Raw genomic sequence first — 24403 nt, forward strand, 5'->3', positions numbered from 1 at the left:
GCCCTGCCCATCCTCGGTGAAAACGAAAACGCCCGGCAGTGCCGGGCGTTTTCGTGTCAGGCCTTGCGGCTCTGCTCCTCGCGCATCAGCCGCGTCAGCAGCCGATCCAGGCTGTTGGCGAAGGCCTGGCGATCCTTGTCGCCGTAGGGTGCTTGCCCTCCTCCGACCTGCCCCTGCTCGCGCAGGTCGGTGAACAGGTTGCGCACCGCCAGGCGCTCGCCCATGTTCTTCTCGTCGAATTCGCGGCCGCGCGGGTCCAGCGCATCGACGCCCTTCTTCACCAGCCGGTCAGCCAGCGGCACGTCGCTGCAGATCACCAGGTCGCCCGGCTCGGCCTGTTCCACCAGGTAATCGTCGGCGGCGTCCATCCCGCTGGGCACGACAATCAGGCTGACGCAGGCGAATGGCGGCTTGGCCACGGGCTGGCCGGCGACCATCACCACATCCAGCTTGCGCTTCAAGGCGAACTTCGCCACCAGCTCCTTGGCCGCGCGCGGGCAGGCGTCGGCATCGATCCAGATACGCATCGGGGGAAAACCTTCCTTCGAAAAGCACGACGGCCAGTATCGCACTGGCCGTCGTGTATCGCTTGGCTATTGCCTCAGGACGACGCGGCGACCGCAGCGGCCTTGCGCCGTTCGGAGAAGTAGCTGCGTCCGTAGAGCACGGCCACCGCCAGCAGCGCCACGGCCTGGGCCGACAGCGAGTAGGCGTCGGCCTTGATGCCGAGCCAGTCGAAGTCGAAGAAGGGCACCGGGCGGGTGCCGATCACGCCGGCTTCCTGCAGGGCGACCACGCCGTGGCCGGCGAAGACCACCGACAGGGCGCAGAGCAGCGCGGCGTTGACGGTGAAGAACAGCTTCAGCGGCAGCTTCGCCGAGCCACGCAGGATCACGAAGGCAATGGCGATCAGGATCACCACCGCGGTGCCCGCACCGGCGATCACCGCGTTGTGGCCGGCAGGACCTGCCTGCAGCCAGAGCGTCTCGTAGAACAGGATGACTTCGAACAGTTCGCGGTAGACCGAGAAGAAGGCCAGCACGGCGAAGCCGAAGCGGCCCCCGCCACCCACCAGGCTGCTGCGGATGTAGTCCTGCCAGGCGGCGGCGTGGCGGCGGTCGTGCATCCACACGCCGAGCCAGAGGACCATCACGCAGGCGAACAGCGAGGTAAAGCCCTCCATCAGCTCGCGCTGGGCGCCGCCGATGTCGATGACGTAGGCCGCCACCGCCCAGGTGGCGAAGCCGGCGACGAAGGCCAGGCCCCAGCCGATGTGCACGCCACGCACAGCCTTCTCCTGCCCGGTATTGCGCAGGAAGGCGAGGATGGCCGCCAGCACAAGGATCGCCTCCACGCCTTCGCGCAGAAGGATCAGCAGGGCGGAGATGAAGCTGATGGAGAAGCTCAGCGAGTCGCCGCTCAGGGCCTTGGCGGCGTCCGCCAGCTTGGCCTTGGCCAGTTCCAGCTGCTGGGCAACTGCGGTTTCCGGCAAGCCGTCACGCAGGGCCTGACGGTAGGCCATCAGCTGCTTCTCGGTCGCCTTGCGCAAATCGGCGTCGACGTTGTCCAGCGAGGACTCCACCAGCTCGAAGCCCTCCAGGTACGCGGCGACGGACAGGTCGTAAGCCTGGTCGTGATCGCCGGAGCGGTACACAGCGAAGCTCTTGTCCAGGGTCGCGGTGGTGTAGTCGATCTGCTGCGCCGGGCCACGATGCTCCAGCGGCGGGTGCGCACGCAGGGCACGGAAGCTCTCGGCCGCAGCTTCGCCGTCATGTTCGGCGACATCGGCAGGCGTCTGGGTCGACAGGGTTGCCAGCGGGTAGGCGTGGGCCGGGTCGGGCTTGGCCTGACCGGCACTGAGGCTGGCCACATAGGAGGCAAGGTCCCAGCGCTGACGCTCGTCGAGCTGGTCGGCGAAGGCCGGCATGTCGGTGCCGGCAACGCCCAGGCCAATGACATTGCGCAGGTCGTAAAGGCTGAGCTGGTCAAGGCGCGCGCGGTCGGTCAGGTTGGCCGGCGGCGGCTCCAGGCCGATGCCTGCAGGTCCGTCACCCTTGCCGGCGTCACCGTGGCAGATCGAGCACTGCTGAGCGTAGACCTCGGCGCCACGGGCCGGATCCGGGGTGATCGCGGGAGTCTGCACCACCTGGTAGATATCGGCGACACGCACCTCCAGGTGGCGAGCCTGCTGGGCCACCTGCCTGCCCGGCTGGCGCTGCTCGATGGCCTGCTTGAGGCTGGCGGCGTCTTTTTCCAGGTCCGCACGCTCGGGGCGCGCCGGCAGGGTCAGGATCAGCGAGTGGAGATTGCCGACGAACTCGAGCTGCTCCTTGTATTCGCTGTCGTTGATCACCTTGCCGTCGGTCACGGTGGCGGGGTAGTCAGCGGCGAGGTAGCTGAGCAGGTGAAGGGCTTGAGCAGGGTCGACAACCGTGTCGGCTTGAGCTCCAAGGCTGAAGATGCCGGCCAGCGGCAATAGCCAGACGAAAAGTTTGGAGGGGCGCATACGGGAAGTTAAATGAGAATGAAAGAGATTAAATTGTCACCTCAGGTTTCCGTCTATGCAAGGACAATGTCTCGCACAGTTACATCCACAGTGGCCCCACGGCCACTTCGGGACGCCGTCGAAATCCGCGCAAACGCCCTCAGACCGGGGCGCGGCGGACCGTGGCGAGCAGCGCGGCGGCGCCCACGAACAGAGTCGCGAAAGTTCGATTCATGATCTTCTGCTGACGCTGCGAACGCAGGGCGCGCAACACACGGGCGGCCAGGCCGGTGTAGCCGGCCATGACGATCAGGTCCACGGTGATCATGGTCGCCCCCATGATCACGTACTGGATCGCCATCGGCTGGTGCGGGTCGACGAACTGCGGCAGTACCGCGAGCATGAAGATCACCGCCTTGGGGTTGCTGGCGTTGACCAGAAAGCCGCGTAGCACCAGGGTCAGCGGCCGGCCGATAGGGCGCTCGCCGCTCGCCGCCATCACCTGCGGGGCAGCGGTCCACTGGCGATAGGCGAGATAGACCAGGTAGACCACACCGAACCACTTGATCGCGCTGAAGGCCACCGCCGAAGCCGAGAGCAGCGCGCCGACGCCTGCGGCGACGATGGCGATCTGCAGGGCGAGGCCGATCTGCAGGCCCAGGGCATTCCAGTAGCCGCGCCAGAAGCCGTATTGCAGCCCACAGGACATCGAGGCGATGGCCCCAGCGCCGGGCGACAGGCTGATCACCCAGCAGGCGATGAAGAAGGCGAACCAGGTACTGGCGAGCATTGCGGACCTCACGGCGCCCAGGCAGGCGCAATAACTTGTTACGGAGGCCCAGTGTGCCTCAGTCAGGCTGCGCCGCCCAGCGTTGCCGACGAAGGTCGAGGGAGCCCTGAAGATGCGAGCTGGCTCCGGCAAAGAGCCAGAAAAAAGCCCGGCACGAGGCCGGGCTTTCTTCATCCGAATCGAGCGATCAGCTCGGGATGTCCCTGCGCAGCTTCACCGGCTCCTCGCCACGCTTGCGCGCCAGGGCGCCGCGCAGGCGGATGTTGATCGCCTCCACCGCCAGCGAGAAGGCCATGGCGAAGTACACATAGCCCTTGGGCACGTGGATCTCGAAGGCTTCGGCGATCAGCACGGTGCCGACCACGATGAGGAACGACAGCGCCAGCATCTTCAGCGACGGGTGCTTCTCGATGAAGGCACTGATGGTGCCGGCCGACAGCATCATCACACCCACCGAGATGACGATGGCCGCAACCATCACCGGCACGTGCTGCACCAGACCCACGGCGGTGATCACCGAGTCCAGGGAGAAGACGATGTCGATGATCGCGATCTGGATGATGATGCCCATGAAGCCGCGGGACTTGCCGCCCTGCTGGCCGCCCTCCTCCGCGCCTTCGAGGCTGTGGAAGATTTCCATGGTGCTCTTGAACAACAGGAACAGGCCGCCGAAGAACAGGATCAGGTCGCGCCCGGAAATGCCGTGGTCGAACACGGTGAACAGGTCCGCGGTGAGGCGCATCACCCAGGTGATCGAGAGCAGCAGCAGGATCCGCGTGCCCATCGCCAGGGCCAGGCCAAAGAAGCGCGCCTTGGGTTGCTGCTCGGGCGGCAGGCGGCCGACCAGGATCGAGATGAAGATGATGTTATCGATGCCCAGTACGATTTCCAGGGCAGTCAGGGTCAGAAAGGCAACCCAGATCTCAGGGCTTGTGAGCCATTCCATAGTGGGAGACGTCCGTCAGGGGGTGGTGGGAAAGTTCGGCCCGCGCCAACGGCGAATGGCCTTCTGGAAGAACAGATTGTTCGGTACTTGCAGCAGTGCGCCGGGCACGCCGTCCTCGGCAACTTCTTCCAGCGTGGTGTAGAGCAGGTTGATTGCCACCACCCGGCCTTTCACACCGGGCTTGTCGGCGGACTCGATGACTTCCACGCGGTCGCCCAGGCGGAAGGGCCCCATGGTGAAGATCATCAGGGCGCAGAACAGGTTGGAGAGCACGCTCCAGATGGCGAAGAAGGCCACGGCGGCGACGGCCGCAAAGCCGGTCAGCGCAGCCCACAGCACGTCCGCAGACACACCCAGGCGCTCCAGCACCAGCATTACCGCCGAGCCCATGATCAGCCAGCGCAGGCCGCCGCGCAGGGGCAGCAGCAGTTCCGGCGGCATCGGATAGCGCTCGCCGAGGCGGCTGATGGCGCGCGTCACGATGCGCTGCACCACCCAGGCCAGCAGCAGGATGAGGATGATCTGCCCGCCACGCAGCAGTGGTTCGCTCCACGCCACCAGCAGGTTCACGTCACCCATCACTCACTGGCCTCGAGCTGGCGCTGCAGTTCTTCGAGGGTTTCCAGGGCCATCAGCCAGGATTCTTCCAGCTCGCTTTCGCGGGTCTTTAGAGTTGCCTGGCGGGCCAGCAGGTCACGCAGTTCGTCCTTGCGCGCAGCTTCGTAGAGGGCGCTGTCGCCCAGGCGCTCCTCCAGTTCGGCGAGCTGCTCGTGGACCTTGCCCAGCTCTTTTTCCAGCTTGTCGGCTTCGCGCTTGTGCGGGGCGAGTTGCTGGCGCAGCGCAGCGGCCGCCTGGCGCTGAGCGCGCTTGTCGGTCTTGTCGCCGGCGGGAGCCGCGGGTGAGGACGGCGTCTGGCGGGCGCGGAAGTCCACCAGCCAGCGCGCGTAATCGTCGAGGTCGCCATCGAACTCGCGGATGCGCCCGTCGGCCACCAGCAGGAACTCATCGGTGGTGCTCTTGAGCAGGTGACGATCGTGCGACACCACCACCACGGCGCCGGAGAACTCCTGCAGCGCCAGGGTCAGCGCCAGGCGCATTTCCAGGTCGAGGTGGTTGGTCGGTTCATCGAGCAGCAGCAGGTTGGGCTTCTGCCAGGCGATCAGCGCCAGCGCCAGGCGCGCCTTCTCGCCACCGGAGAAGTTCAGCACCGGTTCGTCGCAACGCTCGCCGCGGAAATCGAAGCCACCGAGGAAGTCGCGCAGGGTCTGCTCACGCTCGGCCGGCGCGATGCGCGCCAGGTGCAGCAGCGGGCTGGCCTTGGGGTCCAGCGAGTCGAGCTGATGCTGGGCGAAGTAGCCGATGGCGAGGTTCTCGCCACGGGCGAGCTCGCCGGACAGCAGCGACAGGTCGCCGGAGAGGGTCTTGATCAGCGTGGACTTGCCAGCGCCGTTGGGGCCGAGCAGGCCGATGCGCGCGCCGGGCACCAGTTGCAGCTTGACCTTCTCCAGCACGGTCTTGTCGCCGTAGCCCAGGCGGGCCTCGGAGAGGTTGAGCAGCGGGCTGGAGATCTTGTCGGACTCGCGGAAGGCGAAGTCGAACGGCGAATCGACGTGGGCCGGCGCCAGCTCTTCCAGGCGTTCCAGCGCCTTGATCCGGCTCTGCGCCTGGCGAGCCTTGGTGGCCTGGGCGCGGAAGCGGGCAATGTACTTTTCCATGTGCGCGCGCTGCGCCTGCTGCTTCTCATACGCCTGTTGCTGCTGGGCAAGGCGTTCGGCGCGGGTACGCTCGAAGGCCGAGTAGCCGCCGCGGTAAAGGGTCAGCTTGCGCTGTTCGAGGTGGGCGATGTTGTCCACCACGGCATCGAGGAAATCGCGGTCGTGGGAGATCAGCAGCAACGTGCCCGGATAGCCCTTGAGCCACTCTTCCAGCCAGAGGATGGCGTCGAGGTCCAGGTGGTTGGTCGGTTCGTCGAGCAGCAGCAGTTCGGACGGGCACATCAGCGCCTGCGCCAGGTTCAGGCGCATCCGCCAGCCACCGGAGAAGTCGCCGACGCGGCGGTCCATCTGCTCGGGCGTGAAGCCCAGGCCGGCCAGCAGCTTGCGCGCGCGGGCGTCTGCGGTGTATCCGTCAGCGCTGTCCAGTTCGCTGTGCAGGCGCGCCAGGGCAGTACCGTCGTGGGCGTCTTCCGCCGCGGCCAGATCCGCCTGGATCTTGCGCAGGTGCACGTCGCCGTCGAGCACGTAGTCGACGGCGAGGCGGTCGAGGGTATCGACCTCCTGGCGCATATGCGCGATGCGCCAGTCCGCAGGCAGGTAGCAGTCGCCGGCGTCCTGGCCGAGCTGGCCGCGCAGCAGGGCGAACAGGCTCGACTTGCCGGCGCCGTTGGCGCCGATCAGGCCGACTTTCTGTCCGGCGTGCAGGGTGAGTTCGGCACCTTCCAGCAAGCGCTGGGGGCCACGCTGTAGCGTAAGATTTTGTAGTCGAATCATGGCGGCGGAGTTTATCAGCTTCGCCTGGCAATCGCTGTGGGTGCTCTATGTCTGATGATGTCTGGTCGTATGCGCTGAAACTCTACGCCTGCCCTGGGGTTGAGCCGGCTTGCCTGGCCCTGCAGGAAGGCGGTGCGGATGTCTGCCTGCTGCTCGCTTCGGCCTGGCTGGGAAGCACTGGCGTGACCTTCTCGCCATCGCGGATGAGCGCGCTGGAATGTGCTGCGCGGGAGTGGCGCGAGGAAGTGATAGTGCCGCTGCGTTCGCTGCGTCAGCGCTGGCGCGATCCGGCGAAGCAGGATGCTGGGCTGGCGCCGCTGCGGGAGCGGATCAAGCAGGTCGAACTGGAAGCGGAAAAGGTGCTGCTGGGAAGACTGGAGGCGGTGGCAAGGGGTTGGCCACGAGGTGAAGCGCAGGAACTGGTGTACTGGCTGGAAGCTGCGGTCGGTGAAGCGGGCGGCTTGCGCCGCGATGCGCAGGAAACCCTGCGCATCGCGGCGAGCCTCTCCTGAGCCTCAGGAAGCGCTGGAGGAGGTGCTGCTGGCCGGAGTCGCCGGCGCCGCAGTAGCGCTGGAAACCGGAGCAGCGGCCGGAGTGCTCGGCTGGGCAGCCGGTGCGCTCGGAGCAGCCGGAGCGGCCGGTTTGGCAGCGGTGGCGGGCTTGGGCGCAGCAGGCTTGGCGGCCGGTTTTGCGGCAGGCTTGGCAGCGGCCTTCACCGCGGGTTTGGCAGCCGATTTCGCGGCGGGCTTGGCAGCGGCGGCAGGCTTGGCAGCGGCTTTCGCGGCGGGCTTTGCGGCTGGTTTGGCAGCGGCTTTCGCAGCGGGCTTGGCGGCCGGTTTCGCGGCGGGTTTGGCTGCAGGCTTCGCCGCAGCGGCAGGTTTAGCAGCGGGTTTGGCTGCCGGCTTGGCGACAGCTTTCGCAGCAGGCTTGGCGGCTGGCTTCGCGGCAGCTTTGGCAGCCGGCTTGGCAGCAGCGGGTTTTGCAGCGGCAGTTTTCGCAGCCGGTTTGGCAGCGGTTTTAGCGGCAGGCTTGGCGGCGGGTTTCGCAGCAGGCTTGGCAGCGGCTTTGGCAGCAACAGGCTTGGCAGCGGCAACCTTGGCAGCAGGTTTCGCAGCAGCTTTCACGGCAGGCTTGGCGGCGGGCTTGGCAGCGGTTTTAGCGGCTGGTCTTGCGGCGGCCTTGGCAACCGGCTTGGCAGCGGCAGCGACCGGCTTGCGGGTAGCGAGGGACTTGCCAGCAGCTTCCTTCACCTTGGTCACGCCCTGGGCGAGCTTCAGGCTCTCCTGCACATCACGCTTGAGATTGGCGATGTAGGCACGGGTTTCGGTCTGACGGGTCTTCAGGACATCCAGGGCGCCATCGATATCGGCGATGGTCGACTTGGCTTTCGCCTGCGCCTTCGCCTTGCCGGCCTTGGTCGCGTCCTGCAGTTTGGCGCGAGCCTTGTGCAGCTTCTCCTGTGCCTTGCCGCGTTGTTTCTCGAGCTTGGCGAGCAGCTTTTCGGAATCGACCAGCGCCTGCTTGCAGGCACCTTCGAGGTGTTCGATCAGACTGTTGGACAACTGGTGCAGCAGATGCAACGGAGTGGTGACGGGTTTCTTGTTGGCCGACATGACGTGCCTCCTGGCGGACGTGGTTGCGCCCATACTAGCCCCGCTGATGGCCTCTCGCCAATGTCCCGATTGTGCTGCAGGCCGCAGCGGGCATCGGCTTCAGAGGTTTTCAGCAGTGCGCGAAGGCGCGTTTTCTCACTCACCCAGTGACGCTGCAACTTACACTTGGTTCCCTGGAGTGCGTGCTTCGCTGCGCGCAAAGCCGCATGGCGCTTGAGCTTGAGTGCAGAAAAAATATTTTCTGCACACGCTGCAAAAGCCCATTGCAGAGGCTCCCACGCTACCACGCAGAAGACAGCCAGGCTCGCTCGAAAAGTCGCATCACCTGCCACGATGCAGCGCCAGATGATCGCGCGTGAAGCAGCGAATCGGTGTTCGCTCCCTCCTTGTACGCCGGCGGAAACCAGCCAGCGCGAGCGTCGACTTCACCCCAAAAAAACCATGCATCACCCTCTTCGGGAGCCGCCGGACGGCAGGAGTTTTCGTTGAGGTGCGCGCACTCCGAATCACAGCCTGAAGCTCGAGAACATCGCTGGCAGAAACCGCCCTTGCAGGAGAGACAAGCACCGCATGGAAGCAGCTCCGTTCGCGATTGCCCGGAGCCGCGCGAGCCCATCACCCAAACGAAAACGGCGCCAGTGCCTGAAGCACTCGCGCCGTTGTCGGACTTCCCTTCGCTCAGGCCAGGACGGCTTTCTGCTCGTGGGCGTTGTGCAGTACTTCGATCAGGCAGTCTTCCAGTTCGAAGCGTTCGTGCAGTTGCTGGCGCAGACTCTTCAGTTCGCTGGTCAGACAGGTGCCTTCGCGGCAGTCGCCATTGTCGCAACGATCATTGAAGTTCAGCGCGTTGGCGGTGATGGTTTCCAGGCGCGGGTAGATCTGCTTGGCCAGTTCCAGGCCCCGCGTATCGCCGAAGGCCTGCGCCTCGTTCATCAGCTGTTCGTAGACTTCGAAGTGGCCCGCCGACACGTAGTCGAGCAGGAGCTGACAGAAGTTCTGGAGATTCTCGGCGTTGGTCTTCGGCGCCTGGACACCGTCCAGGGAATCGAATGCCCGGACCAACTCATGTCGATCCCGCAACCAGCGGTCGATCAGCTGGTGTACGCCTCCCCAACGTTCCTGGGCATTACGGCAGCTCTCGAGCATGTTGTCCTCACTTCCCTTTTCGCCGTCCCGGCAAGGTCCGCCCCGGGACAATATTCTGTCGAATCTCGACATCCGCGATGTGTGAAGCTTGTTCGGCGGCGGCTTTCCGACGGAGTGGAAATCCAGAGTATGCCCCCCCGTTATCGCCTTCAAGACACCGGTAACGGGAAAATTCATACGAGCGTTTAATCGACAGGCCCCGACGCCTCTGGCCTGCGCCGATGCGGCGCAGGCCATGGCGATTTGAGATGCGACGCTCAGCCGCGGCGGCGGAAGAACTGCACGATGGCGAACAGGGCGAAGCCGATGAAGGCCAGCAGGCTCCACTCCGGGATGCTCATGCCGAGCAGGGTCCAGGAGACTTCGGCGCAGTCGGCCGAACCGTGGAACATGGTCCAGATGATGTCGGCGTAGGGCATGCTCTCCATCATGTATTCCAGCGGCGGCAGGCAGGACGGCAACTGGTCCGGCGGCAGAGTCTGCAGCCAGACCTGACGGCCTGCGGTGCCGGCGCCACCCAGGGCGCAGAGCAGGATCAGCACCGAGTACAGCCGCGGAGCACGGCCATGCAGCGCGGCGATCAGCGAGAACAACCCGCAGCCGGCAAAGAAGATGCGCTGCAGAATGCACAGCGGGCAGGGCTCCAGCCCGATCATGTATTGCAGGTAGAAGCCCGTGCCGAGCATGGCGACGCAAGCGAGGAAAGCGAGGAAGAACAGGGACCGAGGGCTGGCCAGATTCATGGCGGCTCCGCTGAAAAGCGCTGTTGCAGGAAAGGCCGCTACGGTAGAGGAAACACCGCGATCAGTTCAAGGCAAGTGTCTAGACTGGCCGTGGCACTCATCCGGGAATCCATGCCATGCGTCGTCATTTCCTGCTTTGCTCGCTGCTTTCCCTGACAACAGTTCCAGCCATCGCCGCCACAGACCTCAGCCACATCCGCTTGCCTGAGGGCTTCCATATCAGCCTGCTGACCGACCAGGTTCCCGGCGCGCGCGCCATGGCCTGGGGCGACAAGGGCACGCTGTTCGTGGGCAGTCGCTCCTCCGACAGGATCTACGCGGTGAAGCCCGACGGCCAGGTGAAGGTGCTCGCCGATGGCCTGCAGATGCCCGTAGGCGTGACCTTCCATAAGGGCGACCTGTACGTGTCCTCGCTCAGCCGCATCGTCGTGCTGCGCGATATCGAGGCACATCTCGATGCTCCCCCAAAGGCTGAGGAGCTGCGCGCACAGTTTCCGAAAGAGACTGCGCACGGCTGGAAGTTCATCGCCTTCGGCCCGGACGACAAGCTCTATGTGCCGGTCGGTGCGCCGTGCAACATCTGCCGCCCGGATCGCGAGCAGTACGCCAACCTGCAACGCATGAACGCCGATGGCAGCGCGCGGGAGGTGGTCGCCTACGGCATTCGCAACACCGTCGGTTTCACCTGGCACCCGCAGACGAAGCAGCTGTGGTTCACCGACAATGGGCGCGACCTGCTGGGCGATGACAAGCCCGACGACGAGTTGAACAAGGTCAGCACGATGGGCGAGGATTTCGGCTATCCCGACTGTCACCAGGGCGACATCGCCGACCCGGAGGAAGGCAGGAAACCCTGCTCCGCCTTCACCCCGCCAGTGGCCAGACTCGGCCCGCACGTGGCCGCGCTGGGGCTGCGTTTCTACACCGGCGAACAGTTCCCGGCCGAGTACCGCAACAACCTGTTCATCGCCGAACACGGCTCGTGGAACCGCACGCAGAAGATCGGCTACCGCGTGGCGCGGGTCGAACTCAACGAAGACGGCACGCTGAAGCGCCAGGGCGTCTTCGCCGAAGGATGGCTCGACAAGGACGGCGAGGTGCACGGGCGGCCGGCGGACGTCTTGGTAGCGCCGGACGGCTCGCTGCTGGTCAGCGACGATCAGAATGGCGCGATATACCGCATTCGCTACGGCAACCCCTGAAAACGAAAACGGCGCCCTCGGGCGCCGTTTTCACCGCAGGCGGCGGGATCAGGCACGCACCGCCAGCGCCGACGAAGTCGGCGGGGCCAGCAAACCCAGGCCTTCCTGGAACAGCTGGTTGCTGCGCTCTACTTCACCAAGCTGCGCCAACAGGCGCGCCAGTTCGGCGCAGGTTTCCGCGCTGCGCTGGCGGTCCAGGCTGGCTTCCAGGTATTCGCGCGCCTTGCCCCACAGTTTGTTCTGCAGGCAGAGGCGACCAAGGGTGAGCAGCAGCTCCGGATCGTCGCCGTGCTGCTTCAGCCAGCCTTCGGCGGTCTTCAGCTGGTGGGCACCATCACGGCCACGGGCACGGCCATAGAGGTGCACCAGACGGCTGTCGTAGCCCTCCTTGAGCGCCTTGCGCAGTACTTCCTCGGCCTCTTCCGGCGCCCCCAGGCGCAGCAACTGATCGGCGTATGCGGCCACCAGTGGCGGTTGCGCACGAAGGTTGGTCGGCACGTTCTGCCAGCGCTGGGTCAGCGGCTGCAGGCTGCCTTCGCCCTGGCCAACGCCCTGCTCGCCCGCCTCCCCCAGCGCGGCCATCCAGGTACGGCGCTCCAGATCGGCCAACTCGGCGTTCTGCAGCACGCGCTCCTTGCGCAGCTCGGGCAGCAACACGCACAGCGCCTGCCACTCGTGGAGGCTGACGTACAACTGCTGGAGCAGGCGCAGCACAGTCGGGTGACGCGGGTGATCCTGGTGCAGCTTGTCCAGCACCACGCGGGCGCGGGCGAAATCGCCCCGGTTGATCAGCAGCTGCGCGCGGGTCAAGCCCACGGCGAGCTCGGTGCCGGGCTCGCGCTCCTGCGCGCGGTCCAGCAATTCGTCGCATTCTTCGGTCTTGCCCAGCTCGTTGGCCGCGCGGGCGGCGCCCAGGTAATGCGGCAGTGGGCGATCGCTCAGCTCCGCGGCACGACGCAGGTGACGCAGCGCCTGCGCCCAGTGGCCTTCAGCGAGATCACGCTGGCCATGCTCCTCGGCCAGCTGCGAGCGGCGGCGGCGATTGAAGCGCGACCAGGGATTCACCACCCGCCCGGACACGCCCAGCAAGCGCAGTACCAGGCGCACGGCGAGATAGATCACCCAGAGCACCACCAGCAGCGCGAGGAAGGTCCACAGGCTGGATTCGTAGCGGAAGCTCTTGTAGGCGATCAGCACGTAACCCGACTGCTCGGCGATAGCCAACCCGACCAAGGTGGCCGCCAGGACCACAGCGAGGATCAGGACATAGACGCGGCTCATGGCTGGGTCCCCGCGTCCGGCGCCACCGCCTCCTGCTGCTGCACCGCGCTTTCGCGGCGCGACAGGTAGGCCTGCAGCGAACTCAGGGCCGGGCCGAGGTCCGGCGTCTGCACGGTGACGGCCTGGCCGCTGAGCTCATCCAGGCGCGCAATCAGCGCACGGCTGTCGGCGAGGTCCGCGTTGAAGAAGTCGCCGACGATCTGCTTGGCCTGCTTCAGTGCCTGCTCGTAGACGTCCTGCTTGCCATTCAAAGCGGCCCACTGCGCCTGTTCCAGGGCGAGGCTCAGAGCCAGGCGCACACGGTCCAGTTGCTGGCCGGAGAGCAGCGGGCGGATGTCCTGGCCGGCGTTGAAATCGATGCGCACATAGCGAGAGATGCGTTCCCACCACTGGTCCCAGGTGCTGCTGCCATCACCCCAGGCGGTGCTCGGGCCGGTGCCGCCCTCGGAGGGCTTGAACGCCGGGTTCAGTGGTTGCAGCTGGGCAGCCTGGTCACGCAGCGCGCCCAGTTGCAGGAACAGCCCGGTGCGATCCGGGCGCGGCAGGGCGCGCAGCGATTCGAGGCTCTTGGCCAGTTGCGCACGAGCGGCGAAGGCCCCCGGATCATTGTTCACGCGAAGAATGTCGTCCGCGCCCTGGACCAGTTCGGTCGCGCTGTCGATGTCCTGCAGCGCGGAGAGGCGCAGCGCGGCCAGACGCAACAGGTGCTCCGATTCGGCCAGTCGCCACTGCTGGCGGCTTTGCCCCAGCACCTGCTTGACCTGCTTGGCCAACTGCTGCTGGTCGCCCTGCAGCTCCACCACCAGGCGGCGACGGGCTTCCAGCTCATCGGCGTTGGGCAGGGTGTCCAGGCGCTTGCTCAAGTCCGCGTTGGCACTCTGCACACCCTGCGCCTGGGCGCGGGCATCTTCCAGTTGCGCAGCGCGCTGCTGCTCGGCGCCTTTGAGCTGCTGGACCTGCCAGATGCCCCAGCCGCCTGCGACGAGGCCAGCGGCGCCGACCAGCAGGGCCAGCAGCGCGATACCCGTGCCACCCTTGCGCGGGGCCGGCGCGGGGGCCGGACTGGGCGATGTTGGTGAAGTCTCTTGGGGAGTGACGGCTTCGCTCACAGATCCATCCTTCGCTCAGAAATTATTCTATTCGGCGCTTCTCAGCGCCTCCATCAGTGCCACAGCGCTGGCGCCCCGACAATCGATCACTCGCTGCGCCCCCATCTCCCGCGCCTGCTCAGCCACACGCGGGCTGGGCACGAACAACGGCATCGCACTCACCTGCGGCCAATCCTGTGCGGCGAGCAGCTGCAGATGTTCCAGCCCCTGCCCACTACTGACCGCGATGGCATTCAAACGCTCCCGCTGAATTCGCCGCAGCAATTCGCCTTCGGGGTAGCACGGCATTTCGCGCCGGTAGAGTTCCAGATAGTCCACCGCCACGCCTTGGCCGCGCAGGCGCTCGGCAAGAAATTCTCGGCCACTCTCGCCGCGCATGATCAATACCTTCGGATCATGCACCTGCAGGGCCTGCTCGAACGCTGGCAGGGCCAGCAGGGCTTCACTGTCGTCACCGCCCTGCGGGCAGACCACATCCAGACCGTAGTCTTCCAGGATAGCCGCCGTGGCCGCGCCCACGGTAAACCAGCGCTGGGTCAGCGGCGGTTGCGGCCAGTAGCGGTCGAGCCGCTCCAGGCCCAGGCGCGCCGCGGGCTTGCTGACCACGATAACCGCGCAGTAGCGGTCCAGGTCAAGGATCAGGCTGCGTTCGGCGGGTGTCTCTTCGCGAGGCGTGATCGTCAGCAAGGGCAGGCAGTCGCCGTGGATACCGTACTCGGCGAGGGTCGCGGCGAGTGCCGCGCAGTCCTCTTCGGGACGGGTCAGCAGCAGCCGCCAGCGGCTCACGGGTGACCGGCCTCGCCGTAGACTGCGGTGAGGATTTCCTCGGCGCCCTGGCCCAGCAGGTCTTCCGCGACCTTCACGCCGAGGGTTTCGGCTTCGGCCAGCGGGGCGCGAGCTTCGGCGCGCAGCAACTGGCTGCCGTCGGGCTGGCCGACCAGGCCGCGCAGCCACAGTTGCTCGCCTTCGAGGATGGCGTAGCAGGCGATAGGCACCTGGCAACCACCGTTCAGGCGCTTGTTCAGCGCGCGCTCGGCAGTGACGCGCAAGGCCGTCTCGCGGTGATGCAGCGGCTGCAGCAGGGCGTGTATTTCCGCGTCGGCAGCGCGGCACTCGATGCCCACCGCACCCTGGCCGCCGGCCGGCAGGCTGGCTTCGACGCTGATGGAGGAGCGGATGCGGTCTTCGAAACCGAGGCGGATCAGACCGGCGGCGGCAAGGATGATGGCGTCGTATTCGCCGGCATCGAGCTTGGCCAGTCGGGTATTGACGTTGCCGCGCAGGAAGCGGATCTGCAGGTCCGGGCGGCTGGCCAGCAGTTGGGCCTGGCGGCGCAGGCTGGAGGTGCCGACCACGCTGCCGGCGGGCAGGTCGTCGAGGCTGGCATAGGTGTTGGAGACGAAGGCGTCGCGCGGGTCTTCACGTTCGCAGATGCAGTACAGGCCCAGGCCTTCGGGGAAATCCATCGGCACGTCCTTCATGGAGTGCACGGCGATGTCCGCGTCGTTCTCCAGCAGGGCGGTTTCCAGCTCCTTGACGAACAGGCCCTTGCCACCGATTTTCGCCAGTGGCGCATCCAGCAGCTTGTCGCCGCGGCTGGTCATCGGCAGGAGGGTCACGGTCAGGCCGGGGTGGGCCTGCTCCAGGCGGGCCTTGACGTATTCGGCCTGCCAGAGTGCCAGGGCGCTCTGGCGCGTGGCGATACGGATTTCGCGAGACATGGGCATTTCCAGGCAAAGGAAGCGTGCAAGAAAGTGCCCGCATGATAACAGCTCACGCAAACGAAAAGCCCGGGGGCCGCCCCCCGGGCTTCAGGCGCTGCGGCACTGTGTCGCTACAGGTTGTGCATGAGCCGCCGGACACCGGCGACATGACGGCGGCTGACAGTCAGCGCATCGCCGTTGAGTCCTTTCAGGTACAGCTGGAAGTGCCCCAGCGGGGTGCGCTGCAGGCGCTCGATACGTTCGCGGGAAACCAGCGCGTTGCGGTGGATGCGCACGAAGCGATCACCGAACTCGTCTTCCAAGGCTTTCAGCGGCTCGTCCAGCAGCACTTCGCCGCCAGCGTGGCGCAGGGTCACGTACTTGTGGTCGGCAATGAAGAAGATCACGTCTTCCAGCGGAATCAGCTCGATGCCCTTGCGGGTCCGCGCGCTGATATGGCTGCGCGGGCCGGGGCCGCCGGCCGCCGGGGGCTTGGTCAGCGCCGCCAATTGCACGCGATTGGGCCGCGAGGCCTTCTTCAGGGCCTCGGCCAGGTCCTCGCTGCGGACCGGCTTGACCAGGTAGCCGACCGCACTGACCTGGAACGCCTCCAAGGCGAATTCATCATGGGCGGTGCAGAAGATCACCGCCGGCGGGGCTTCGCGCTCGCACAGCTTGGCGGCGACCTGAAGCCCGTCCAGGCCGGGCATGCGGATATCCAGCAGGACAATATCCGGCTTCAGGCTGTCGATCAGCGTCAGCGCTTCTTCACCGTTGCTGGCGGAGGGCTCGAGGACACGATAGCCGTCCAGTTGCCCCACCAGCCGGGCCAGGCGCTCTCGCGCCAGGGGTTCGTCATCGACGATCAGGACATTCATAAGATCAGGCTTCCTGCATGAGACGCGCACATGGATAGCGTAGACAGGTGAAGTGCCGTCCGTCACGGCGCTCGACGCTGAGACTAGCTTTTGGCCCGAAAAGTGCCGCAAGTCGCGCTGCAATATTTTGCAGGGCCTGCTTGGTCCCCTTCGTGGGCAGCGTCTCGGTCGATTCGTCGTACGGGTTGCTCACGCAGAGCTGGAACACACCGTCACGGTAGTCCGCCTCAACTTTCACCAGCCCGCCTTCGATGCGCGGCTGGATGCCATAAATCAATGAGTTCTCGAGCAATGGCTGCAGCGTCAGCTGGGGAATCGGCACGCCGTCGGGCACACCGCTCACCTGCCAGTCCATTTGCAGCCGGTCGCCAAGACGGAACTGCTCAATGGAAAGATAGCGTCTGGCCAGCTCAAGTTCCTCTCCCCATGAAATTAATGTTCCAGGTTTGGCCAGGCTGGCGCGAAAAAGATCCGAAAGATTCAGCACCGCCAGCTCGGCCTTGCCCGGATCGATCTCGATCAGGCTGGCGATGCTGTTCAGGCTGTTGAACAGGAAGTGCGGACGGATGCGCGCCTGCAGCGACTCGATCCGCGCCCGCAGTTCGGCCTGTTCCTGCCGCCGCCACTGGCTCTGGAGATAAAAGTAGCGTAGCAAGAGCGTGGACATGATGAGCGCAATCAACGCGTGGCGCAGGTAGAGGTTGACTTCGCCGGTGCGCGACATGGGTCCGCCGAGGGAGAAATAATCCGCCACCGCCGTGCAGCCCAGCGTCAGCAGGACCACCAGGGCGCAGCTGAGCAACCCGGAGAACCACGCCGGCCAGCGCGCCATCAACGGGCGCAACTGGCACAGCAGGCCGGCCGAGAGCAGCACGATCCACTGCACGAACAGCGAGGACAGCGCCAGGCGCGCCCAGTTGAAGCTGGGGGTCATCGGCTCGGCGAGCACCAGCACGAGTACCAGCAGCTCGGCGAGCAGCACGAGGCTGAACAGCGCTTCGGGCTGACAGAGTTCGGGGATGAAGAAGTCTTCGTTGGGCGCCGGCTGGTCGCCGGTCTTCGTCAGTCTGGGCATCGACGCAGTTTCCGTAAGCGCCTGCACGGCGGCAAGCACCGCATGCGACCAAAAGCCTGGAATTGTCGGCCAGCGCAAGGATCGGCGACCGACCCCGCGGCGATTCGCCGCCGCTAGCCTGCCGCAACCCGCCAAAGCGCCGCCGGTTTTGTCCCTCAGCCTGCTATTATCGTCGCACTTTGCCCTTCATGCAGGCCGCGCGCCGCGCCTGCCCGTTTCAGCGAGAGAGATTCATGAGCGTAGAGAAGACCAACCAGTCCTGGGGCGGCCGCTTCAGCGAACCCGTCGATGCCTTTGTCGCCCGCTTCACCGCTTCCGTCGACTTCGACAAGCGCCTCTACCGCCACGACATCATGGGCTCCATGGCCCACGCCACCATGCTCGCCAAGGTCGGCGTGCTGACCGACGCCGAGCGCGACACCATCATCGATGGCCTCAAGCAGATCCAGAGCGAAATCGAGGCCGGCACCTTCGACTGGCGCGTCGACCTGGAAGACGTGCACATGAACATCGAAGCGCGCCTGACCGACCGCATCGGCATCACCGGCAAGAAACTGCACACCGGCCGTTCGCGCAACGACCAGGTGGCCACCGACATCCGCCTGTGGCTGCGCGACGAGATCGACCTGATCCTCGCCGAAATCACCCGCCTGCAGCAGGGCCTGCTGGGCCTTGCAGACGCCGAAGCGGACACCATCATGCCCGGCTTCACCCACCTGCAGACCGCGCAGCCGGTGACCTTTGGCCACCACCTGCTGGCCTGGTTCGAAATGCTCAGCCGCGACTACGAGCGCCTGGTGGACTGCCGCAAGCGCGCCAACCGCATGCCCCTGGGCAGCGCCGCGCTGGCCGGCACCACCTACCCGATCGACCGGACCATCACCTGCGAACTGCTGGGATTCGAAGCGATCTCCGGCAACTCGCTGGACGGCGTGTCCGACCGTGACTTCGCCATCGAGTTCTGCGCCGCCGCTGCTGTGGCGATGATGCACCTGTCGCGCTTCTCCGAAGAACTGGTGCTCTGGACCAGTGCCCAGTTCCAGTTCATCGACCTGCCCGACCGCTTCTGCACCGGCTCCTCGATCATGCCGCAGAAGAAGAACCCGGACGTACCGGAGCTGGTGCGCGGCAAATCCGGCCGCGTGTTCGGCCACCTTGCCGGCCTGCTGACCCTGATGAAGGGCCAGCCGCTGGCGTACAACAAGGACAACCAGGAAGACAAGGAGCCGCTGTTCGACGCTGCCGACACTCTGCGCGACAGCCTGCGCGCCTTCGCCGACATGGTTCCGGCGATCAAGCCCAAGCGCGAGATCATGCGTGAAGCGGCCCGCCGTGGCTTCTCCACCGCCACCGACCTCGCCGACTACCTGGTACGCCGCGGCCTGCCGTTCCGTGACTGCCACGAGATCGTCGGCCACGCCGTGAAATACGGCGTGGACAGCGGCAAGGACCTCGCCGAGATGAGCCTGGACGAGCTGCGCCAGTTCAGTGACCAGATCGACGACGACGTGTTCGCCGTGCTGACCCTGGAAGGTTCGGTGAATGCCCGCGATCACATTGGCGGCACCGCGCCGAACCAGGTCCGCGCCGCTGTCGTGCGCGGCAAGGAACTGCTGGCTTCGCGCTGATCGCGCTACTCGCCAGAAGCAAAGGCCGCGCCAATCGACGCGGCCTTTTTCGTTTCAGCTTCTGCCTAGAAAGCCCAGCTGCGCCGGCGTCAGCCGCAACATCCGCGCCGCCTTGTGTTCGGTCAGCGTCGGCAATTCATCCTCTGGCAAGCGCGCTGCGCTGGAAGCCAGGTTGACGATCAGCGCCTCGCGGCTGAACACGCCGTTGTCGATGGCGTAGGCCGCGGCGATCAGGTTGCGCAGTTCCAATGGCAGGCGCCAGCGGGTGCGCAGGGCGGAGCCAAAGCTCGCGCCGTGCTCCTTCAGAGACTTCTCCACCTCCGCCTCGCTCAGCGCGCCACCGGCGCTGTGCCAATCCTGCAGGCTGCGCAGCAGCGCGAGGTCCCCCAGGCAATGCAACAGCCCGGCGGTGAAGCAGCGGTCGGCATCGGCCCCCAGGGACTCGGCCAGGGCGAAGGCGCCATCGGCAGTGTGCCGCGACAGCTCCCAGAAGCGCTCGGCGCGCTCTTTCAGCAACGGGTCGGCCAGTGTCGCGGCGCGCTGCAACGCGACCGCCAGCATCAGGTTCAACGCCTGCGCCACACCCAGGCGCGACAGTGCCTGCATCAGCGTCTGGCAGGGCATGCCGACATGCCGTGCAGCGCTGTTGGCGGCAGAGATCAGGCACGCGGTGATCTGCGGATCATGGCCGAACTCCTGTTCGAGCATTTCCAGGTTGATGTCACTGGCTTCCATGCAGCGATTCACCGCTGCACCGACCTCGCCCATCAGCGGAGCGCCCTCGGTGGCGTCGCGTTCGGTTTGCAGGAAGCGCCCCAGCGACAGGCTCTGCTCCAGCGTGGGCAGCTCGCAGACGACATTCTCGCCCGGCGCCAGCAGCAGCGAGCGCAGCCGCTCGCGCAGGTTCTCGGCGTTGAAAGGTTTGACCAGGTAGGCCGTAGGCGCCAACGGCAAGGCAGCACGCACACTGGCGGCATCGGCCTTGGAGCTGATCAGGATGAAAGGCTGGGCAACCGGCCCGCGGCGGCGCAAGCGCACATGACGCAGCAGCTCCAGCCCGTCGCTGCCGGGCAGCTCGCGCTCGGCCAGGATCAAGGCGAAGGGATGGCGGCGACAGGCCTCGATGGCCGTGTCACCGTCTTCGCAGAATTCGACGTTCGCATCGCAGCGCACGCTCAGCACCAGCTGGCCGAGCAGCTCGCGGCTCCAGGGATCGCTGGCAGCCACCAGCACGCCGGGAGAAACGCTCATGGATCACACCTCGTTCGGGACGAATGCCTTCGCGGGCGGAAACAACCGATCCAGAGCCTTCCCTGCCGAGTGCCCGGTCCTTCGGATGCCGCCGGCCAGCGGCCTACGGATACTGCGCAGCGTAGTCCAAAGCCCTCAGGCTTCCCATGCGCGCCATCAACTTCGGAGGACAATTCTCACAAAAAAAAGCGCACAAAAAGAAAGGCCCGCTTGCGCGGGCCTTTCTCCTGAACGGCTAGGGCGATGAAGCTCAGGCCAGTTCTTCGAAGCACTCGGCCAGGATGGCCAGGCCTTTGTCCAGCTGCGCGTCCGGGATGGTGACGGGCATCAGGAAGCGGATCACGTTGTAGTAGGTACCGCAGGAGAGCAGGATCAGACCTTTCTCACGGGCACGAACCACGATCTTGCTGACCAGTTCAGCGGCCGGCTTGTTGTGATCGCCGCCTTCGAACAGTTCGATGGCGATCATCGAACCCAGGCCACGAACGTCGCCGATCACCTTGTGCTTGGCCTGGATGTCGCGCAGGCCAGTCTTCAGGCGCTCGCCAACGGCTTGCGAACGGTCCAGCAGCTTCTCTTCGTCGAACACTTTCAGCACGGCCAGGGCCGCGGCGCAAGCGATCGGGCTACCGGCGTAGGTGCCGCCCAGGCCGCCCGGAGCGATGGCGTCCATGATCTCGGCCTTGCCAGCAACGCCGGAGATCGGGAAGCCGCCGCCAACGGATTTGGCGAAGGTGGTCAGGTCCGGGACGATGCCCAGTTGCTCGGTGGCGAAGAAGGTGCCGGTACGGCCAGCGCCGGTCTGCACTTCGTCAGCGATCAGCAGGATGCCGTGCTCGTCGCACAGGGCGCGCAGGCGCTGCATGAAGGCCTTGGAGTTGACGTAGAAGCCACCCTCGCCCTGAACCGGCTCGATGATGATGGCAGCGATGTCGCGCGGCTGAGCGTCGTTCTTGAAGATGCGCTCGATGCTGGCGATCGACTCGTCTTCGCTCACGCCGTGCAGTTCGCACGGAGCCAGGGCGCGGAAGATGCCGCCCGGCATCAGGCCCATGCCCGCGGAGTACGGAACGACCTTGCCGGTCAGGCCCAGGGTCATCATGGTACGGCCGTGGTAGGCACCGGTGAAGGCGATCACGCCAGCGCGGCCGGTGGCGGCACGGGCGATCTTGACGGCGTTCTCAACGGCTTCGGAGCCGGAGGTGACCAGCAGGGTCTTCTTCGGGAAGTTGCCCGGAACGCGCTTGGCGATTTCTTCGGCCAGCTCGATGTAGGGCTCGTACGCCAGCACCTGGAAGCAGGTGTGGGACAGCTTGGTCAGTTGCTCCTGAACGGCAGCGATCACTTTCGGGTGCAGGTGACCGGTGTTCAGTACGGCAATGCCGCCGGCGAAGTCGATGTATTCACGACCTTCGACGTCCCACACGGTGGAGTTCTCGGCGCGCTCGGCGACGACCGGGTGGATCTGGCCTACACCGCGCGGTACGGCGGCCTGACGACGTTGCAGCAGGGATTCGTTGGTTTTGCTCATAGCTTCCTCAGTGGCCGCTCATCGGGCGACCGGATCAAAGGATGAAAGCGGGGGAGAAGCCTCACGCGACAGCATACGATGATCGACTGTCGTGGAACTTGCGGCCCGCCAGACGGGTTGTCCGGTGCTACCACCGGAAAACGCCGACGCGAAGGTGGCTGTCAGCTCTTGCCTGCCACCTCGCGCCCACGGAAAAAACGGTTCAGATACCGCCGAGGCAGAGGTATTTGACTTCGAGGTAGTCCTCGATGCCGTACTTCGAACCTTCGCGGCCCAGGCCGGATGCCTTGATGCCGCCGAACGGCGCCACTTCGTTGGAGATGAGGCCGGTGTTGATACCCACCATGCCGTATTCCAGCTGCTCGGCAACGCGGAATACGCGGGCCAGGTCGCGGGCGTAGAAGTACGAAGCCAGGCCGAACTCGGTGTCGTTGGACATGGCGATGACTTCTGCCTCGTCCTTGAAGCGGAACACCGGCGCCAGCGGGCCGAAGGTTTCGTCCTTGGAGACCAGAGCGGACTTCGGTACGTCGACCAGGATGGTCGGCTCGAAGAAGGTGCCGCCCAGGCTGTGCGGCTTGCCGCCAGTGAGGACTTTGGCGCCCTTGGAAACGGCGTCGGCAATGTGCTCTTCGACCTTGGCAACAGCCTTGGAATCAATCAGCGGGCCGGTGGTGACGCCCTGCTCCAGGCCGTTGCCGATGTTCAGCTTGGCCACGGCGACCTTCAGCTTCTCGACGAAGGCGTCGTACACGCCGTCCTGTACGTACAGGCGGTTGGCACAGACGCAGGTCTGGCCGTTGTTGCGGTACTTGGAGATCAGCGCGCCTTCGACGGCGGCGTCCAGGTCGGCATCGTCGAACACGATGAACGGAGCGTTGCCGCCCAGTTCCAGGGACACTTTCTTGATGTCCTTGGCGCATTCGGCCATCAGCTGGCGGCCGATCTCGGTGGAACCGGTGAAGGTCAGCTTGCGCACGATCGGGTTGCTGGTCAGCTCGCCGCCGACTTCGCCGGCGCTGCCGGTAACCACGCTGAACACGCCTTTTGGAATGCCGGCGCGCTCGGCCAGCTCGGCCAGGGCCAGGGCGGAGTACGGAGTCTGCGAAGCAGGCTTGAGCACCATGGTGCAGCCAGCGGCCAGGGCCGGGCCGGCTTTACGGGTGATCATCGCCGACGGGAAGTTCCACGGGGTGATGGCCGCGGTCACACCGATCGGCTGCTTGATCACGATGATGCGCTTGTCGGGCTGGTGACCCGGAATGGTGTCGCCGTAGATGCGCTTGGCTTCTTCGCCGAACCACTCGAGGAAGGAGGCGGCGTAGGCGATTTCGCCCTTGGCTTCAGCCAGCGGCTTGCCCTGCTCGATGGTCATCAGGCGAGCCAGGTCGTCCTGGTTGGCGATCATCAGGTCGAACCACTTGCGCAGCTTGTTGGCGCGCTCCTTGGCGGTCAGCGCACGCCAGGCCGGCAGGGCCTTGTCGGCGGCTTCGATGGCGCGACGGGTTTCGTCGGCACCCATCTTCGGCACGGTGCCGATGATCTCGTTGGTGGCCGGGTTGTTCACGCTGATGGTCTTGCCGTTGTCGGCATCGACCCAGGAACCGTCAATGTAAGCCTGTTGGCGGAACAGCTTGGGATCATTGAGTTGCATGACCTGTCTCCTTTCGAGGAAAGCCTGTGGACGGCGGGTCTACCTGGAGTCCCGCCTGCCTTGTTGTCTGGATAGGAGAGACCGCAGTCTCTGCCGTTCATTCGCCCCGGCCGAGCATTATCGCCGCCAGATGCGAATGTCGCCCTGCGAACGGGGCGACGCCAGGCGAACGGCTCTTAGTTCGCTCGGCATGCGGACACGAAAAAACGCAGGCCGGGGTCATTGCCCGGTCTGGTTGAACTCGTTCACGCACAGGTTCCCAGGCTCGGCCCAGGAGTACGACTGCCCTACAACCTTCCGGTACGCTGATCGACGGAAGCCGCACGGAGACCTGCCACAAGGGACATGCGGTGGGTGCAACGGAAGACTGTCATCCCGCAGGCTGATGGCCGGCTGGTGCGATGCCAATGCTCCGGTCTCCTGTTGTTGTGATGGGGAGGCGTTTGAAATCTCAAACGAATCCTAGGGCCCCCGACTGCAAAGGGCAATAGCTCGTTCGACAAAACCAACGAAGGTATCAGATTGAAGCGGGTTTTCGAGGTACCTCTACCGACAAGCGGCTGTTTTCGTTCGATATCATGAACGAGCGTACCCGCATTGGACGCCCGCGAAGGAGATGCGTATGATTGCCGCCTGCCGCGCCAGCCGCGGCATACGCACCAGTAGCTCAGCTGGATAGAGTACTGCCCTCCGAAGGCAGGGGTCGTGGGTTCGAATCCCGCCTGGTGCGCCATCTACCTGTTTCGCGCTGTCTCCGACAGTCTATGAAACACCCTGAAAAGCCCGCCCTGTGCGGGCTTTCTTGTTTCTACCTGTCTCTTCTTATCTCCCTCCAGCCTTGACCGCCGTGTACACCAGCGTGTACACCTGAAGAAAATT

21 protein-coding genes and 1 tRNA gene are annotated in these 24403 nt (G+C 65.4%); 4 read left to right on the top strand and 18 right to left on the bottom strand.

The features are described 5' to 3' along the window. Positions 1-56: 56 nt before the first annotated feature. The 6 genes from GJV37_RS19045 to GJV37_RS19070 form a co-directional block, all read right to left on the bottom strand. Complete coding sequence (locus GJV37_RS19045) at positions 57-527, bottom strand: YaiI/YqxD family protein (RefSeq protein ID WP_037013429.1); 471 nt, start codon at positions 525-527, stop codon at positions 57-59. Between the two features lie 74 nt (positions 528-601). Further along, positions 602-2506: a cytochrome c/FTR1 family iron permease gene (locus tag GJV37_RS19050; protein WP_024765766.1), complete on the bottom strand. Its 1905-nt coding sequence runs from the start codon at positions 2504-2506 to the stop codon at positions 602-604. A gap of 139 nt (positions 2507-2645) precedes the next feature. Beyond that, entirely contained in the window at positions 2646-3275 is a 630-nt protein-coding gene (locus GJV37_RS19055) for a LysE family transporter (RefSeq protein ID WP_024765767.1), read from the bottom strand. Positions 3276-3462: 187 nt separating this feature from the next. Then, positions 3463-4221 (bottom strand): TerC family protein, encoded by a 759-nt coding sequence (locus GJV37_RS19060; RefSeq protein ID WP_170858046.1) that lies wholly within the window; start codon positions 4219-4221, stop codon positions 3463-3465. Between the two features lie 15 nt (positions 4222-4236). After that, the gene (locus GJV37_RS19065) at positions 4237-4800 is read right to left on the bottom strand and encodes a mechanosensitive ion channel family protein (protein WP_024765769.1); all 564 of its coding nucleotides are present in this window, start codon (positions 4798-4800) and stop codon (positions 4237-4239) included. Next, positions 4800-6710 carry an ATP-binding cassette domain-containing protein gene (locus GJV37_RS19070; protein ID WP_024765770.1) on the bottom strand — a complete coding sequence of 637 codons (1911 nt, stop codon included), beginning with the start codon at positions 6708-6710 and terminating at the stop codon, positions 4800-4802. The genes GJV37_RS19065 and GJV37_RS19070 overlap by 1 nt, the downstream gene beginning before the upstream one ends. A gap of 47 nt (positions 6711-6757) precedes the next feature. On the opposite strand from GJV37_RS19070, the gene GJV37_RS19075 reads away from it, so the two are divergent. Continuing rightward, a complete protein-coding gene (locus tag GJV37_RS19075) occupies positions 6758-7222 on the top strand; it encodes a TIGR02444 family protein (protein WP_170858047.1) in 465 nt (154 codons plus the stop codon). 3 nt (positions 7223-7225) lie between these two features. Here the strand turns inward: GJV37_RS19075 and GJV37_RS19080 are convergent, their stop codons facing one another. The 3 genes from GJV37_RS19080 to GJV37_RS19090 all read right to left on the bottom strand — a co-directional run bounded on the left by GJV37_RS19080 (position 7226) and on the right by GJV37_RS19090 (position 10212). Further along, positions 7226-8323 (bottom strand): AlgP family protein, encoded by a 1098-nt coding sequence (locus GJV37_RS19080; protein ID WP_170858048.1) that lies wholly within the window; start codon positions 8321-8323, stop codon positions 7226-7228. Positions 8324-9001: 678 nt separating this feature from the next. Further along, entirely contained in the window at positions 9002-9469 is a 468-nt protein-coding gene (locus GJV37_RS19085) for an Rsd/AlgQ family anti-sigma factor (RefSeq protein WP_024766399.1), read from the bottom strand. A 257-nt stretch (positions 9470-9726) separates the two neighbouring features. Then, entirely contained in the window at positions 9727-10212 is a 486-nt protein-coding gene (locus tag GJV37_RS19090) for a disulfide bond formation protein B (protein WP_065086199.1), read from the bottom strand. A gap of 116 nt (positions 10213-10328) precedes the next feature. Here GJV37_RS19090 and GJV37_RS19095 point away from each other — a divergent pair, with 116 nt between their 5' ends. Next, positions 10329-11414, top strand: coding sequence for a PQQ-dependent sugar dehydrogenase (locus GJV37_RS19095; protein ID WP_193452833.1), 1086 nt, complete (start codon positions 10329-10331; stop codon positions 11412-11414). 48 nt (positions 11415-11462) lie between these two features. On the opposite strand, the gene GJV37_RS19100 is transcribed toward GJV37_RS19095, so the two are convergent. From GJV37_RS19100 to GJV37_RS19125, 6 genes are all read right to left on the bottom strand, one after another. Next, a complete protein-coding gene (locus tag GJV37_RS19100; RefSeq protein ID WP_065086197.1) occupies positions 11463-12695 on the bottom strand; it encodes a heme biosynthesis HemY N-terminal domain-containing protein in 1233 nt (410 codons plus the stop codon). Further along, positions 12692-13804 (bottom strand): uroporphyrinogen-III C-methyltransferase, encoded by a 1113-nt coding sequence (locus tag GJV37_RS19105; protein ID WP_193452834.1) that lies wholly within the window; start codon positions 13802-13804, stop codon positions 12692-12694. Before GJV37_RS19105 ends, GJV37_RS19100 begins: the two co-directional genes overlap by 4 nt. A gap of 27 nt (positions 13805-13831) precedes the next feature. Then, a complete protein-coding gene (locus GJV37_RS19110; protein ID WP_037014658.1) occupies positions 13832-14590 on the bottom strand; it encodes a uroporphyrinogen-III synthase in 759 nt (252 codons plus the stop codon). Further along, positions 14587-15525: a hydroxymethylbilane synthase gene (hemC, locus tag GJV37_RS19115; RefSeq protein ID WP_084358393.1), complete on the bottom strand. Its 939-nt coding sequence runs from the start codon at positions 15523-15525 to the stop codon at positions 14587-14589. Before hemC ends, GJV37_RS19110 begins: the two co-directional genes overlap by 4 nt. A gap of 113 nt (positions 15526-15638) precedes the next feature. Then, a complete protein-coding gene (gene algR, locus GJV37_RS19120; RefSeq protein ID WP_024766394.1) occupies positions 15639-16385 on the bottom strand; it encodes an alginate biosynthesis regulator AlgR in 747 nt (248 codons plus the stop codon). Between the two features lie 4 nt (positions 16386-16389). Then, positions 16390-17460 carry a sensor histidine kinase gene (locus GJV37_RS19125; RefSeq protein ID WP_169889128.1) on the bottom strand — a complete coding sequence of 357 codons (1071 nt, stop codon included), beginning with the start codon at positions 17458-17460 and terminating at the stop codon, positions 16390-16392. A gap of 233 nt (positions 17461-17693) precedes the next feature. Here GJV37_RS19125 and argH point away from each other — a divergent pair, with 233 nt between their 5' ends. After that, on the top strand, positions 17694-19088 hold the full coding sequence (argH, locus tag GJV37_RS19130; protein ID WP_037014656.1) for an argininosuccinate lyase: 1395 nt from the start codon (positions 17694-17696) through the stop codon (positions 19086-19088). Positions 19089-19142: 54 nt separating this feature from the next. Here argH and GJV37_RS19135 read toward each other — a convergent pair whose 3' ends face one another. From GJV37_RS19135 to gabD, 3 genes are all read right to left on the bottom strand, one after another. Further along, the gene (locus GJV37_RS19135) at positions 19143-20339 is read right to left on the bottom strand and encodes an HDOD domain-containing protein (RefSeq protein WP_065086193.1); all 1197 of its coding nucleotides are present in this window, start codon (positions 20337-20339) and stop codon (positions 19143-19145) included. 250 nt (positions 20340-20589) lie between these two features. Next, on the bottom strand, positions 20590-21870 hold the full coding sequence (gabT, locus tag GJV37_RS19140) for a 4-aminobutyrate--2-oxoglutarate transaminase (RefSeq protein ID WP_169889131.1): 1281 nt from the start codon (positions 21868-21870) through the stop codon (positions 20590-20592). Between the two features lie 202 nt (positions 21871-22072). After that, the gene (gabD, locus tag GJV37_RS19145) at positions 22073-23524 is read right to left on the bottom strand and encodes an NADP-dependent succinate-semialdehyde dehydrogenase (RefSeq protein WP_024766389.1); all 1452 of its coding nucleotides are present in this window, start codon (positions 23522-23524) and stop codon (positions 22073-22075) included. A gap of 656 nt (positions 23525-24180) precedes the next feature. On the opposite strand from gabD, the gene GJV37_RS19150 reads away from it, so the two are divergent. Next, positions 24181-24257, top strand: a tRNA-Arg gene (locus GJV37_RS19150). Positions 24258-24403 lie beyond the last annotated feature (146 nt).

The sequence above is a fragment of the Pseudomonas nitroreducens genome (assembly GCF_010994165.1).
GTDB classification, from domain to species: Bacteria; Pseudomonadota; Gammaproteobacteria; order Pseudomonadales; family Pseudomonadaceae; genus Pseudomonas; species Pseudomonas nitroreducens.